General features: G+C 64.7%; 10 protein-coding genes and 1 pseudogene. 6 read left to right on the top strand and 5 right to left on the bottom strand.

The window, feature by feature from the left end; genetic code table 11:
• Positions 1–106 precede the first annotated feature (106 nt).
• Positions 107–1297, top strand: a complete 1191-nt coding sequence (locus Q7U29_RS27335; protein ID WP_304746698.1) for a GNAT family N-acetyltransferase — start codon at positions 107–109, stop codon at positions 1295–1297.
• A gap of 272 nt (positions 1298–1569) precedes the next feature.
• Here the strand turns inward: Q7U29_RS27335 and Q7U29_RS27330 are convergent, their stop codons facing one another.
• Positions 1570–3873, bottom strand: a complete 2304-nt coding sequence (locus tag Q7U29_RS27330; RefSeq protein ID WP_304746696.1) for an exopolysaccharide transport family protein — start codon at positions 3871–3873, stop codon at positions 1570–1572.
• Between the two features lie 193 nt (positions 3874–4066).
• Here Q7U29_RS27330 and Q7U29_RS27325 point away from each other — a divergent pair, with 193 nt between their 5' ends.
• From Q7U29_RS27325 to Q7U29_RS27310, 4 genes are all read left to right on the top strand, one after another.
• The gene (locus tag Q7U29_RS27325; protein ID WP_304746694.1) at positions 4067–4714 is read left to right on the top strand and encodes a polysaccharide biosynthesis/export family protein; all 648 of its coding nucleotides are present in this window, start codon (positions 4067–4069) and stop codon (positions 4712–4714) included.
• Between the two features lie 2 nt (positions 4715–4716).
• Positions 4717–5850 carry a glycosyltransferase family 4 protein gene (locus tag Q7U29_RS27320; RefSeq protein WP_304746692.1) on the top strand — a complete coding sequence of 378 codons (1134 nt, stop codon included), beginning with the start codon at positions 4717–4719 and terminating at the stop codon, positions 5848–5850.
• Between the two features lie 137 nt (positions 5851–5987).
• Positions 5988–7550, top strand: coding sequence for an undecaprenyl-phosphate glucose phosphotransferase (locus Q7U29_RS27315; RefSeq protein WP_304746690.1), 1563 nt, complete (start codon positions 5988–5990; stop codon positions 7548–7550).
• Between the two features lie 181 nt (positions 7551–7731).
• Positions 7732–8982 carry an O-antigen ligase gene (locus Q7U29_RS27310; RefSeq protein WP_304746688.1) on the top strand — a complete coding sequence of 417 codons (1251 nt, stop codon included), beginning with the start codon at positions 7732–7734 and terminating at the stop codon, positions 8980–8982.
• A gap of 155 nt (positions 8983–9137) precedes the next feature.
• On the opposite strand, the gene Q7U29_RS27305 is transcribed toward Q7U29_RS27310, so the two are convergent.
• The 3 genes from Q7U29_RS27305 to Q7U29_RS27295 form a co-directional block, all read right to left on the bottom strand.
• On the bottom strand, positions 9138–10325 hold the full coding sequence (locus tag Q7U29_RS27305; RefSeq protein WP_304746686.1) for a trans-acting enoyl reductase family protein: 1188 nt from the start codon (positions 10323–10325) through the stop codon (positions 9138–9140).
• Positions 10326–10450: 125 nt separating this feature from the next.
• On the bottom strand, positions 10451–11236 hold the full coding sequence (locus Q7U29_RS27300; RefSeq protein WP_304746684.1) for a DUF169 domain-containing protein: 786 nt from the start codon (positions 11234–11236) through the stop codon (positions 10451–10453).
• A gap of 62 nt (positions 11237–11298) precedes the next feature.
• Positions 11299–12126: a YdcF family protein gene (locus Q7U29_RS27295; RefSeq protein ID WP_304746682.1), complete on the bottom strand. Its 828-nt coding sequence runs from the start codon at positions 12124–12126 to the stop codon at positions 11299–11301.
• A 135-nt stretch (positions 12127–12261) separates the two neighbouring features.
• Between Q7U29_RS27295 and Q7U29_RS27290 the strand changes: the two genes are divergently transcribed.
• Positions 12262–13203 carry an acetamidase/formamidase family protein gene (locus tag Q7U29_RS27290; RefSeq protein ID WP_304746680.1) on the top strand — a complete coding sequence of 314 codons (942 nt, stop codon included), beginning with the start codon at positions 12262–12264 and terminating at the stop codon, positions 13201–13203.
• Positions 13204–13366: 163 nt separating this feature from the next.
• On the opposite strand, the pseudogene Q7U29_RS27285 reads toward Q7U29_RS27290, so the two are convergent.
• A pseudogene (locus Q7U29_RS27285) lies at positions 13367–13642 on the bottom strand (short-chain dehydrogenase); the annotation flags it as partial.

Raw genomic sequence — 13642 nt, 5'->3', positions numbered from 1 at the left:
CCCGCCCCGCCGCTGCAAGCATTGTCCTTACTCTTTGTTGACATTTCTTTGCAAAGGTCGGCCCAAGCCGAAAAATGTAAATAATCTTCTGCATCCGGGTATAGCGATGACCATGGCCGCCGCGATCGACAACCGAACGGGGCAAGCGCCGGCATCGACCGGGATCAGCCGCATCGCCGGCGTGGATATTTTTGCGGATCTCGACAAGGCCGAGGCCATCTGGCGCGGCCTCGAAGACATCAGGCAGTTTTCCACGCCGTATCAGCGCTTCGATTTCCTCAGTGCCTGGCAGCGGCAGGTCGGCGCCCGCGAGGGCCATCGTCCCTTCATCGTGATCGCTTACGACGTCGAGCGCCGGCCGCTGTTGCTGCTGCCGCTCACGCTCAGCCACGAGCACGGCGTTCGCACCGCGAGCTTCATGGGCGGCAAGCACGCCACCTTCAACATGGCGTTATGGGACCGCAAATTTGCCGTCGCGGCCAGCGCGACCGATCTCGACGCCCTGACATCGGCGATACGCGCGCGATCCGAGGCCGACGTTCTGGCGCTGGGCCAGCAGCCACTGACCTGGCGCGGCGCGCCGAACCCGATGGCGCTGTTGCCGCACCAGGCCTCGGCCAATGACTGTCCGCTGATGAAGATCGTGCCCGAGGAGCCGCCGACAGTGCGGATCTCGAGTTCGTTCCGGCGCAGGCTCAAGGGCAAGGAACGCAAGCTGCAGTCGCTTCCCGGCTATCGCAGCCACGTCGCGACCACGGACGCCGAAATCAAGCGCCTGCTCGACTGGTTCTTCGTCATCAAGCCGCAGCGGATGGCGGAGCAGAAACTGCCCAACGTGTTCGCCGACCCCGGCGTCGAGGAGTTCGTCCGCGACGCCTGCATGGCGCAGCTTGCGGACGGCGGCCGCGCCATCGATATTCACGCGCTCGAATGCGACGACGAGCCGATCGCAATCTTCGCCGGCGTCAATGACGGCCACCGCTTTTCCATGATGTTCAACACCTACACGCTGTCGGCCAACTCGAAATACAGCCCCGGCCTGATCCTGATGCGCGACATCGTCGACCACTATGCCGAACGCGGCTATCGCGCGCTCGACCTCGGGATCGGATCGGATGACTACAAGCGGCTGTTCTGCAAGGACGACGAGCCGATCTTCGACAGTTTTATTCCGCTCAGCCTGCGCGGCAGACTGGCCGCCGCCGCAATGTCAGGCGTCAACCGCGCCAAGCATCTGGTGAAGCACAATCAGGCGCTGTTCGACCTGGCGCAGAAGCTGCGCAGCGCGTTTCGCTAGGCGCTGATCTTCCGCGGAGCAATCTCTATCGACGTCATTGCGAGCGCAGCGAAGCAATCCATTCTTTCGTTCTGCGGAGACATGGATTGCTTCGCTGCGCTCGCAATGACGATTTCGATAGACCAACACAATCAGAACTGTCGTCGCCCGGCTTGACCGGGCGATCCAGTACGCCGCAGCTTCTCGACTCTGTCGTTGGCGTCTCTGGATACTGGATCGCCCGGTCTTCGCCGGGCGATGACAGCGGCGTATGTGCGTAACAGCAGCGCCCCTCAGGCCGCCACCACGCGCGGGCCTGACTGCACGATATCCGACGACGGCTGCACCGGCTTGCTCAGCATCGTCACGTCGGAAAAGCCGACCGCACGCAGCTGCTCGCACATCAGGGTGCGGGCGTCCGGCGCCATCGAGGCATCCGGCACCACCACGGCGCGCGCCTGCGCGGTCAGCAGTTCGGCCGGCAGGTCGGAAGCGGTGCCGGCATCCAGCACCACATGGTCATAGACCCGCAGCAAGGCATCGATCGCCAGCGTCAGTCGCGGCGATTGCAGCAGGCTGCGGTCCGAACCCGGACGTCCTGAGATCACGAGGTGAGCCCGCGACAATTTATCCTTGGTAATGATCTGCGAGAACGACGCCTCGCCCAGCATCAATTCCACCAGGCCCGGCGCGGCCGGATCGACCGATACCGCTGAAATGGTCGGCGACGACGCCGACAGATCGACCACCACGACCCGGGCCTGGCGCGCGATCAGCCGCGCCAGCGTCAGCGCGGTCAACGTGATGCTTTCGTTCGAGGCGGTGCCGAGTACGGTGACCTTGCGCGCGGTGTCGCCGGCGCTGCGCAGATCATCGGCCAGCCGCTCCATTTCGGAGAGTTCGGGCACGATGCCGGGAGACTCGATGTCAGGAGAATCACGCAACGCCGGAGCCATTTCGGGCTCAGCCTCGGGTTCGATGTCGAATTCAGGCTCGGCCGTGGCCGTGACGACCGCAGATCTGACAGTGGCAGACCTGGCGCGGATCGCAGCCGGCGCGGAGGCGATTGCCGCCACCGCGCGCGGCGCCGTCATGCGCAGCAATTCGCCCGTCACGATGGCGCCAGCGGTGAGCATCAGGGTTGCCAGCGTCGCGATCAGCACGATCGGCAGCTTCTTCGGGTAAGCTGGTGTGTTGGAGACGCTGGCCCGGGAAATGATCCGGCCGTCTGCAGGGGCCGCCTCGATGTTCTCGCGGGTGTTGGCCTCACGGTATTTCGCCAGATAGGATTCCAGCAGGTCGCGCTGCGCCTTGGCCTCGCGCTCCAGCGCACGCAGCTGCACGTCCTGGGTGTTGGTCGAACCGGCCTGTTTCTTCACCTGCTCCAGGCTGGCGCTGAGGCCCTCGACCCTGCCGCCGGCGATCCTTGCGTCGCTGTCGAACGAACGCGACAGCTTGCTGGCTTCCTCGCGGAGCTGGCGATCGAGATCGCCCAGCTGCGCCTTCAATTCCTTGATGCGCGGATGGTTGTCGAGCAGGGTCGAGGACTGCTCGGCCAGCTGCGCGCGCAGCGTGACGCGCTGCTCGGACAGCCGTCGCGTCAGTTCGGAATTGAGCACCTCGGAAGCCTCGATCGGCTTGCCGCTCTGGAGCATTTCGCGGATCAGCCGCGCCTTCGATTCGGCGTCGGACTTCAACGCACGGGCGTTGTTCAATTGCGTGTTGAGCTCGCCCATCTGCTGGTTCGACAGCGTGGTGTTGTTGGTGCCGACGAACAGGCTGGATTTCGAGCGGAAATCCTCGACCCGCGATTCGGCTTCCGCGACCTTCTTGCGCAGGCTGTCGATCTCGCCGGACAGCCACAGGCCGGCGGATTTGGCCTGCTCCTGCCGCGCATTCTGCTGCAGCACCAGATAGCCGTCGGCGATCGAATTGGCGACGCGCGCCGCCAGTTCCGGATCCCACGACTGGAATTCGATGACGATGACGCGCGACTTGTCGACCGCGTAGGCGGTGAAGCGGTCGTAATAGGTGTCGAGCACCCGTTCTTCGGGAGTCAGCGAGAACGGGTCGCGGCCGATCCCGAACAGGGCCAGCAGCGATTTGAACGGCGAAAGCCCCTGCAGCACCGGATCGAATTCCGGGCGCTCGGCGAGCTTGTTCTTCTTGATGATCTCGCGCGCGAGGTCGCGTGACAGCAGCAGCTGGACCTGGCTGGTGACGGCCTCGGCATCGACGACCGAGCTGCGCTCCTCGCTGCGCTCGCCGGTCGGCCGCAAAAAGATGTTCTCGCGGCCGTCGACCAGGATGCGGGCTTCGGATTTGTAGCGCGGGGTCACCAGATTGACCGCGGTCACCGACAACACGGCGGCGAGCAGGGTCGGAACGATGATCCAGCCCTTCTTGCGGGCCAGCGCCTGGCCCAGCGCACGCAGATCGAGATCGCCGGTCGGGGCTGCGGTGGCCGGTCGATACGAATCGGGTGCAGGCTTCGCGGCGGACCTCTGGACCGCAGCCTTCTCGACCAGAGCCTTCTCGACCAGAGCTTTGGCCCTGCCCGCCTTGTCCTTGCCTGCACGCCAGAACGCTAAACGCATCGCACACTCCCGCGGACGCAACTCATCCACTCAACTGCGGTGATTACACTCCATTAAGGTTGCCGCTGGGTTAATCCGCGCCATTGACCCCGGAGAACATCGGTCCGGGGGCGCCACGGTCACGCTTTGTTAACCATGAAAGCCCTTAATCGGAATCAGAAATTTGCTTCAACGATTTTCCCTGGGCTGTCCGATGCGAGGCGTGCGTACCGTCATTTTTTGCCTGCTGACTGCGCTCGCTCTGGCCGGCTGCATGCGCCGCTCCGCGCCGGTCGCCGTGGTGCAGCCGCAAGCCGATCTTGATACGATGACCTATGGGCAAAGCCACGCGACGGCCCCTGCCGTGGCGGTGGCCTATGCCCCGGAACCCGCCAGATATGACACCGCCTACCGGCTCGACGCCGGCGACAAACTCCGGGTCGTGGTCTACGGCCAGGAAGGTCTCACCAATACCTATGCGATCGATGCCGGCGGCTCCATCACCATGCCGCTGATCGGCTCGGTGCCGGCGCGTGGCAAAACGCCCGCGGGCCTCGCCGCCGCCATCACCGCCAGGCTGCGCAACGGTTTCATCCGCGAGCCGTCGGTCGCGGTGGAGATCGAGGCCTACCGGCCGTTCTTCATCCTCGGCGAGGTCGCAGCACCCGGCCAATATCCCTACGTGCCGAACATGACGGTGGAGAGCGCGGTCGCCATTGCCGGCGGCTTCTCGCCGCGCGCGCTGCGCGATCGCGTCACGATCACCCACAACGATCCCGCAGGCTCGATGCGAACCATCGTGCCGCTCGGCACCGCCATCAGCCCCGGCGATACCGTACTCGTCGGCGAACGCTGGTTCTGACCATGCCCCTGATTGAAGGTCAGCCGCTTCGTATCCTGCACGCGGTGCGGGCGCCGGTCGGCGGCATTTTCCGCCACATCATGGATCTCGCCAACGGCCAGGCCGATCGCGGTCATCACGTCGGCATCATCGCCGACAGCCTCACCGGCGGCGAGCGCGCCGAAGCGGCGCTGAAGGAAATCGCGCCCCGCCTGAAACTCGGCGTGCACCGTCTTGCCATCCGCCGCGAGCCGTTTCCCACCGACGTGCTGGTGTGGGCACATTTCATGCGCCTGATCAAGCGGCTGAAGCCGGACGTGCTGCACGGCCACGGCGCCAAGGCCGGCGCCTTCATCCGGCTGAAATCCCGCTCGAAGGAAACCATCCGGGTCTACACGCCGCATGGCGGCTCGCTGCATTATCCCCTCAACACGCTGAAGGGCATGCTGTACAGCCGGCTCGAACGCGCGCTGATGAACTCGACCGATTTGTTCCTGTTCGAGAGCGCGTTCGCGCGCGACACCTATCAGCGCACCATCGGGGTCCCCTCCGGCCTCGTGCGCTGCGTGTTCAACGGCGTCACCGCCGACGAGTTCGATCCGGTCGTAACGGCTGATGACGCCACCGACGTGGTCTATGTCGGCGAGTTCCGCCACATCAAGGGCGCGGACCTGTTGATCGACGCGGCAGCGCGGCTGCGCGCCGACGGCAAACCCGTGACGCTGACGCTGGCCGGCGACGGCGAGGAACTCGACCATCTCAAGGCCCAGATCGCACGGCTCGGGCTTGGCGAGGCCGTCCGCTTCATCGGCCACGTCAAGGCGCGCTACGGCTTTTCCAAGGGCAGGCTGCTGGTGGTGCCGTCGCGCGGCGATTCGATGCCCTATGTGGTGATCGAGGCGGCGGCGGCGGGGATTCCGATGGTGGCCGCCAATGTCGGCGGAATCCCGGAGATTTTCGCCGAGCATACCGACGCGCTGTTCGCTCCCAACATCGTCGGCGCGATGGCGGACGCCATCGAAACCGCGCTGGAGGATCCCGAAGCAGCCATGGCCCGCGCGCGATCGCTGCGCGAGCGCATCTTCCTGCATTTTTCGCAGAAGGCGATGGTCGAAGGCGTGCTGGCCGGCTACCGCGACGCGTTTGCCGATCGTTAACCATTCCTTACTCCGCTAACCGTTTCTTCCGATTTGTCCTCTAATCCGGAAGCTGGGGGAATTCCGCTCGCGGCGAGCATACCTAGATGCTCGTGCAAGACGGACTTTGAGAACTTCAGGGACGGATTTGGACTAACGTGGAACCGCTCAACGCACGCTCTATGCTCGATGCCGCGGCTGCCGCCGCGGTCTCCGCCAAGGTAACTGCCGCGCCGGACCGCCCGCCGGTCGAACGGCGCCGCCGGCTGTCCCAGGCTGCCCTTGCCGTCACCAACCAGAAGGTCCGGCGGGCCTATTCGCCGATCGTGATCGCGGGCGCGGTGCGCGTCGCCGATTTCGTGCTGCTCAGCCTGGTCGGCATCGCGATCTATCTGTTCTATGTGGTGCCGCTGTCGGGCTTCTACTGGGAATATGTCGGGGCGATTTTCGCCATGACCGCGGCCGCGGTGATCTGCTTCCAGGCCGCCGACATCTACGAGGTCCAGGTGTTCCGCGGCCAGCTGCGGCAGATGACGCGGATGATCTCGGCCTGGGCCTTCGTGTTCCTGCTGTTCATCGGCGTCTCGTTCTTCGCCAAGCTCGGCAGCGAGATCTCGCGGCTGTGGCTGTCGGCGTTCTTCTTCGTCGGCCTTGCCGCGCTGATCGGCGAACGGCTGATCCTGCGATCGATGGTTCGCGGCTGGGCCCGCGACGGCCGGCTCGACCGCCGCACCATCATCGTCGGCTCCGACCAGAACGGCGAGAAGCTGATCGAGGCGCTCAAGGCGCAGGAGGATTCCGACCTCGACATCCTCGGCGTGTTCGACGACCGCAACGACAGCCGCGCGCTGGATACTTGCGCCGGCAGCCCGAAACTCGGCAAGATCGACGACATCGTCGAATTCGCCCGCCGCACCCGCATCGACCTCGTGCTGTTCGCGCTGCCGATCTCGGCGGAGACGCGGATCCTCGAAATGCTGAAGAAGCTGTGGGTGCTGCCGGTCGACATCCGCCTGTCGGCCCACACCAACAAGCTGCGCTTCCGCCCCCGCTCCTATTCCTATTTGGGCGAGGTGCCGACGCTGGATGTGTTCGAGGCGCCGATCACCGACTGGGACCTGGTGATGAAGTGGCTGTTCGACCGCATCGTCGGCGCCCTGATCCTGCTCGCGGCGCTGCCTGTCATGGCGCTGGTCGCGCTGGCGATCAAGCTCGACAGCCCGGGCCCGGTGCTGTTCCGCCAGAAGCGCTTCGGCTTCAACAACGAGCGCATCGACGTCTTCAAGTTTCGCTCGCTGTACCACGACCAGGCCGATCCGCTCGCCACCAAGGTGGTGACCAAGAACGACAGCCGCGTCACCCGGGTCGGGCGCTTCATCCGCAAGACCAGCCTCGACGAGCTGCCGCAGCTCTTCAACGTGGTATTCAAGGGCAATCTCTCGCTGGTCGGTCCGCGCCCGCACGCGGTACAGGGCAAATTGCAGAGCCAGCTGTTCGACGAAGCGGTCGACGGCTATTTCGCGCGCCACCGCGTCAAGCCCGGCATCACCGGCTGGGCCCAGATCAACGGCTGGCGCGGCGAAGTCGACAGCGAGGAAAAGATCCAGAAGCGCGTCGAATTCGATCTCTATTACATCGAGAACTGGTCGGTGCTGTTCGATCTCTACATCCTCATCAAGACGCCGCTGGCGCTGATGACGAAGAACGAGAACGCTTATTGATTGGGTGAGGTACCCGCAACGTCATTGCGAGCGCAGCGAAGCAATCCATCTGACCGCGCCAGGAAGGAAGCTGGATTGCTTCGTCGCATCCGCCTTCGCCCGAAGGCGGGCTTCTGCGGACGAGAGGGCTCCTCGCAATGACGACGAGTGCGTAGTGTTTGTGTGAGTGCGTGAGTATCGAATGGCGTATGCGGCCACAGCCGGGGGTTCCCTGCCGTCCATGACGGCCGCGCCCGGCGTGCTGGCGCTGCAGCGGGCGCTGGTGTGGCTGGTCGGCGCCTGCGGCGCGATCGTGTTCATCGAACCCAGTCCGTATGAACTGGCGACGCTGGCAGCCACCCTGCTGTTCTTTGCCACCGGTTTGCGGTTGCGGCTGGTGTTCATGCCGCTGCTGCTGCTGCTGTTCCTGATCAATGTCGGCTACAGCATCGGCGCCATCCCGGTGCTGGACAGCCCCGGCGTGGCGATGTGGATCGCGACCTCCTGGTACATGGCGGTCACCGTGATGTTCTTCGCCATGGTGCTGTCCGAAGACACCGAAGCCCGGCTCGACATGCTGCGCCGCGGCCTGATCGTGGGCGCGCTGATCGCGGCGACCGCGGGCATTGCGGGCTATTTCAACCTGGTGCCCGGCGGACGCGACCTGCTGTCGCTGTATGGGCGCGCGCGCGGCACCTTCAAGGACCCCAACGTGCTCGGCGCGTTCCTGATCCTTCCCGCCCTGTTCGTGCTGCAGAGCGTGGTCTCCGATCGCCTCGGCAAATCATTCCGCAGCACGATAGCGCTCGGCATCATGGCGCTGGCGATCCTGCTGGCGTTCTCGCGCGCGGCATGGGGCGGGCTGGTCATCACCGCGGCCTTCATGCTGGCGCTGATGGTGCTGACCAGCCCGTCGGTCAGGCAGCGCTCGCGCATCATCGTGATGACCGCCGTCGCCGCCGTCATCGTGGTGATGCTGATCGGCGTGCTGCTGTCGTTCGATTCGATCGGCGAAATGTTCAAACAGCGCGCCAGCCTCGGCCAAAGCTACGACAGCGGCCGGTTCGGCCGGTTCGGACGGCACATCCTCGGCGCTGAAATGGCGCTCGATCTGCCGTTCGGAATCGGTCCGCTGCAGTTCAACCGCTACTTCCCCGAAGACACCCACAATTCCTATCTCAACGCCTTCATGTCCGGGGGCTGGATCGCCGGCGTCTGCTATCCCGCGCTGGTGTTCGTCACGGTCATCATGGGCTTCCGGCATGCCTTTGTCCCGGTGCCCTGGCAGCGCGCCTATCTCGCCATCTTCGCGGCGTTCCTCGGCACGGTCGGCATGAGTTTTATCATCGACACCGACCACTGGCGGCATTTCTGGATGATGCTGGGCGCAATGTGGGGCCTGTTCGCCGCCGCCCAGCGCTGGCGGGCGAACGCAGACCGAGCGGTCGCCTGACATCATCGCCCTGCCGAGCACAACCACCGACCTCATCCTGAGGAGCTTGCAAAGCAAGCGTCTCGAAGGATGGACGCAACCCTGGACTCGCAGCCATCCTTCGAGACGCCGCGCAAGATGCGCGGCTCCTCAGGATGAGGAGTTCACATGTGGTGCTACGTCTCCACCGCAAACGTCAGCCCGGCGTGATCGACCAGCCGTTTTATCAGTTTGTCGCCCATGGCCGCACCCGGCGTCCAGATGCCTGCGGGGACTTCCGGCGCATCGCGAAGCAGGCAGATCGCGCATTCCGCGATCATCTTGGAGGTCGAGCCATAGCCGGGATCGCGGTCGCCCTTGACCGCGGCGCGGATCTGCTTGCCGTCGGGCGCGATAGCGACGAACAAGAGGTCGTACATGCCGTTCTCCTGCTCCTCCTTCGAGGGGCCCTCGCCCGGCTTCGGCCCGCCGCCCGAAGCGCCCATCCGTTCGGCGTTGACGGCGGCCACCACCTTTTTGGCGTTGGCTTCGCCCTTTTCGCCGGGGCCGGTCAAAATCATCTCGTCATAGACAAAATCCTTGCCGTACGGAAAATCCATCAGCATGTTGGAGCGATGCACGTTGCGGGTGTTGATGCTCGCCATCACAAAGGGCGCCGTCCAGGAGCCCAAATCCTCGTCCATGACCGGCTTGTTGCCACGCGGCTGTTTTGGACCGTCGAAGCCCGGTGTCAGGACGAAGGGATCCTGCACCATCGAGACCAGACTGAGATCGGCCGCGACCGCCGCGAACGTCGCCCGCGCGCTGGCCGCGGTGCCACCCGAGAACGTGCCCTTCATGTCGCGGACGCGGGTCTTGACCCGGCTGACCGTTGCGCCGAGCGCCTGCTTCGCCGCCTGCTGCACGAAGTAGACGCCAAGTTCAAACGGGATCGAGTCGAAACCGCAGGAGAACAGGATGCGCGCGCCGCTTGCTTTCGCCGCCGTCTCATGCGCGTCGATCATCTTCCGCATCCACAGCGGCTCGCCGCAGAGATCGAGATAGTCGGTGCCCGAAGCGGCACAGGCCGCGACCAGGTCGGAGCCGTAAAGCTGATAGGGCCCGACGGTCGTGATGATCAATTTGGTCTGATCGACCATCGCCTTCAGCGAAGCGGGATCGCCGCCATCGGCGACGATCAGCGCGATATCAGCCGGCGCCCCGATCGCGTCGCGCACCGCGGCGAGCTTGTCCTGGCTGCGGCCGGCCATCGCCCAGTTCAGGCCGCTGTCGGCCTTGTAATGCGCGGCGAGGTATTCGGCGACGAGCTGGCCGGTGAAGCCGGTGGCACCATAGACGACGATGTCGAATTTCGACGAAGACATTTTTTGAATTTCCTGGTGTTTTTCGTCATTGCGAGCGAAGCGAGGCAATCCATGGCTCAAGGAAAGAATGGATTGCTTCGTCGCAAGTGCTCCTCGCAATGACGGTTTAACTTGGACGGCTGAACTTATTTCTTGGCGTAGGACGCGCCCATGCCGGCGCGCACGTCGGCCTGGATGCCATAGGGCGCGATCGGATAGCGCAGGCCGTTCTTGGCCAGCTGCTTCATGCCCGTGATCGCCTTGGCGAGATGCGCGGGCGACAGCGCCATTAGCATCTCCTCATCCGGCACGCCACCATAGCGGCGCTCGGCGAAGCACGGCAGCGACAGGCTGGGTTCGCCGGTCTTGAGCGCCCGGCCCCAGGAATCGGCACAGGCGGTCTCGCCGACCACGCCCCATTCGAACTTCTTGTAGCCGGTATATTGCAGCCCGTTGATCAGGATGATCATCTGGCCGGGCGTGGCATAGACCAGGCAGATGTCGGGCGGATCGAGACGGCCGCTCGACAGCGGGCTCACCGCCAGCGCGAGATATCGTCCGTAGGCCACGACATCCAGCGCCTCCTGGCGCTTGCGCGCGTCCTCGGGCGTACCATGCCACACGCCGACGTAATTCGTGCCCTCGAGAAATTTCTCGTCGGTTGGCGCCAGCCCGATCACGGCGCGGCACTGCGCGCCGACGAGGTCGTCGGCGGTGATGCCGACGGTCCAGCCCAGCCGCGAGGCCATGCTGACGATCTGGTCGGTGGTGTGGACCGCTGAGGGACGCCGGATTTTCGGAATCGCCGTCATTTCCTCCACGGTGGCGAACATCTTCATGCCGATCACGGTGGTCTTGAGCCGAAGCAGGCTGTTCAGATCGGCCACCATGCCGGCCAAATCGAGTTGTTCCGGCGGCGATTGTTGTTGCATGGCGTAACTCCCAAAGCGGTCCGGCGCTGCGCGCCCGTTGGATCAATTCTAACCTGATTGTTTCAGCGTTGCGACAGCGGCTTGCGGTTCGCAGCCGGCCCCGGCAGCAAATCGTCGATCTTGCCGGTGGCCCAATAGGCGATCAGGCCCATCCATTCGCGCACGGCAAGGTCGGAGCGCGTAAATCCGTCACCGGCCACGGTGGATAGCGTCAGAAGTTCGGTGCGTGCGCCGAGCCTCCAGTCCACGGGATAGGCCTCCACATCGAATCCGGCCTTGCGAAACAGGCCGACCGATCGCGGCATGTGAAAGGCCGATGTCACCAGCAGCCATCGCTCGCCCGGCCTGGGGGCGGCAAGCGCTTTGGAGAATGCGGCATTTTCCAGCGTATTTCGCGCGCGGCGCTCCATCAGCAAGCGCGCCCTGGCGATGCCGAGGCCTTCAAACAGTTCGGCCGCGTAGTCGGCTTCCCGGGCTTCATCGCTGGCCACCAGATTGGCGCTGCCGCCGGAATACATCAGGCGCGCATTGGGATAGCGATGCGCCAGCACCGCCGCCGCAATGATGCGGTCGCCCGCGGCGCTGACGACGGCGCCGCCATGGGCAAGCGAAAGATCGGCGTCGATCGGCCCGCCGAGGACGAGAATGCCGTCCGGCGCGCCCTTGGCCGCATCCCATGGCGGAAAGCGGGTCTCGAGCGGATAGAGCAACAGCTTTCCGAGCGGCGACCAGGCGCATACCGCCAGCAAGACGGCCGCGGCAACCAGCAGCTTGCGGCCAGCCGCTGCAAACCGGGTGACCAGCAGAGCCACGCCGACGAGGCCGATGCCGACCAGGAAATTGGTCGACAACAGCATGACGCCGAGGGTTTTGGAAAGCGGAAAAAACAATGAGAATTCCCCTGGAGGCGCACACTCAGTGTCATACGCGGGCTTGACCCGCGTATCCATCTCTCTTCGTAATACGCATCCTTCAAGTCCGGCAATGACGCGTAGAGTGAGAACACGCGACGAGAAAGCCCCTCCATGCCCCACCATCACCTGCAATCCAGCCCCGAAACCTGCCACTGGGGGTTTTTCGAAGCAAAACTAAAACCCGTCCTCACCATCGCCAGCGGCGATGAGGTCACGGTCGACACCATCAGCGGCGGCCCGGAAATGATGCCGGACAGGAACCAGTTTCACGTTCCCCCCGAACTCGCCGAGGTTCACGCCAAAAACGAGCGGATGCTGCCGGGACACATCCTGACCGGCCCGATTGCGATCGAGGGCGCCCTGCCCGGCGACGTGCTGGAAATCGAGATCCTCGACATCCAGCTGCGGCAGGACTGGGGATGGAACATGATCAAGCCGCTTGCCGGCACCCTGCCCGACGATTTTCACGAGACCCGGCTGCTCAACATCCCGCTCGACCGCGCGCGCATGGTCGGCCGGATGCCCTGGGGCCTCGATTTGCCGCTAAAACCGTTCTTCGGCGTGATGGGCGTGGCGCCGCCGCCGGCCTGGGGCCGCATCTCTTCGCTGATTCCGCGCGCGATGGGCGGCAATCTCGACAACAAGGAACTGGTCCCCGGCGCCAAACTCTATCTGCCGGTGTTCGTGCCGGGCGCGCTGTTCTCCTGCGGCGACGGCCATGGCGTGCAGGGCGACGGCGAGGTCTGCGTCACCGCGATCGAGACCGCGCTGCAGGGCCGTTTCAGGCTGACGCTGCGCAAGGATCTGCGCTTCGACTATCCGCGCGCCGAGACGCCGACGCATTACATGACGATGGCGATGGATCCCGACCTCGATCAATGCGTGGTCCGGGCGCTGCGCGACATGATCGTGCTCTTGGTCGAAAAGCGCAATCTGTCGCGCGAGGACGCCTACACACTCTGCAGCCTCGCCGCGGATTTGCGGGTGACGCAAACGGTGAACGGCTCCAAGGGCATTCACTGCATGATCGAGAAGGCGATCGTGCACGGGTGAGGCGTCACATCCACACAGATCGTCGTCCCCCGCGTATGCGGGGGACCCAGTACGCCGCGGCTTCTCGGGTCTATCGCCGGCGCCTCTGGATACTGGGTCGCCCGGTCAAGCCGGGCGATGACAAGTGAGAGATGACGCGCGCCCCGGAATGACGAAAGTCGCCTCACCCCAGCCGCCAGCCGACCTCTTCCGTAAACCTCTGATAAAACTCCGGCGTGTAGGCCTGCTCCGGCGTCTGGCGCACGCGCTCGTCGAGCGTGTGGGCATCGTCGCCGACCAGGATGCGCCAGCGGTCGGCCTTGACGCCGTCGAGGATGATTTTGGCCGCCTGCGCTGCCGTGGTCGGCGCCTCGTCGCGGAAGGCACGCGCGCGATCGAGCGCGATCTTCTGGACGTCGTCGTCCGACATCGCCTCGGTATCGACGCCCATGGCCTTGAG

Source organism: Bradyrhizobium sp. (assembly GCF_030654605.1).
Classification (GTDB): domain Bacteria; phylum Pseudomonadota; class Alphaproteobacteria; order Rhizobiales; family Xanthobacteraceae; genus Bradyrhizobium.
Note: the sequence above shows the minus strand (reverse complement) of the source record. Positions and strands in the feature narration are given on the sequence as shown.

Excerpts from the sequence above, each read along its gene's own strand:
- Q7U29_RS27335 (WP_304746698.1), top strand. The coding sequence starts at position 107 with ATGACCATGGCCGCCGCGATCGACAACCGAACGGGGCAAGCGCCGGCA.
- Q7U29_RS27330 (WP_304746696.1), bottom strand. The coding sequence starts at position 3,873 with ATGCGTTTAGCGTTCTGGCGTGCAGGCAAGGACAAGGCGGGCAGGGCC.
- Q7U29_RS27325 (WP_304746694.1), top strand. The coding sequence starts at position 4,067 with ATGCGAGGCGTGCGTACCGTCATTTTTTGCCTGCTGACTGCGCTCGCT.
- Q7U29_RS27320 (WP_304746692.1), top strand. The coding sequence starts at position 4,717 with ATGCCCCTGATTGAAGGTCAGCCGCTTCGTATCCTGCACGCGGTGCGG.
- Q7U29_RS27310 (WP_304746688.1), top strand. The coding sequence starts at position 7,732 with ATGGCGTATGCGGCCACAGCCGGGGGTTCCCTGCCGTCCATGACGGCC.
- Q7U29_RS27305 (WP_304746686.1), bottom strand. The coding sequence starts at position 10,325 with ATGTCTTCGTCGAAATTCGACATCGTCGTCTATGGTGCCACCGGCTTC.
- Q7U29_RS27300 (WP_304746684.1), bottom strand. The coding sequence starts at position 11,236 with ATGCAACAACAATCGCCGCCGGAACAACTCGATTTGGCCGGCATGGTG.
- Q7U29_RS27290 (WP_304746680.1), top strand. The coding sequence starts at position 12,262 with ATGCCCCACCATCACCTGCAATCCAGCCCCGAAACCTGCCACTGGGGG.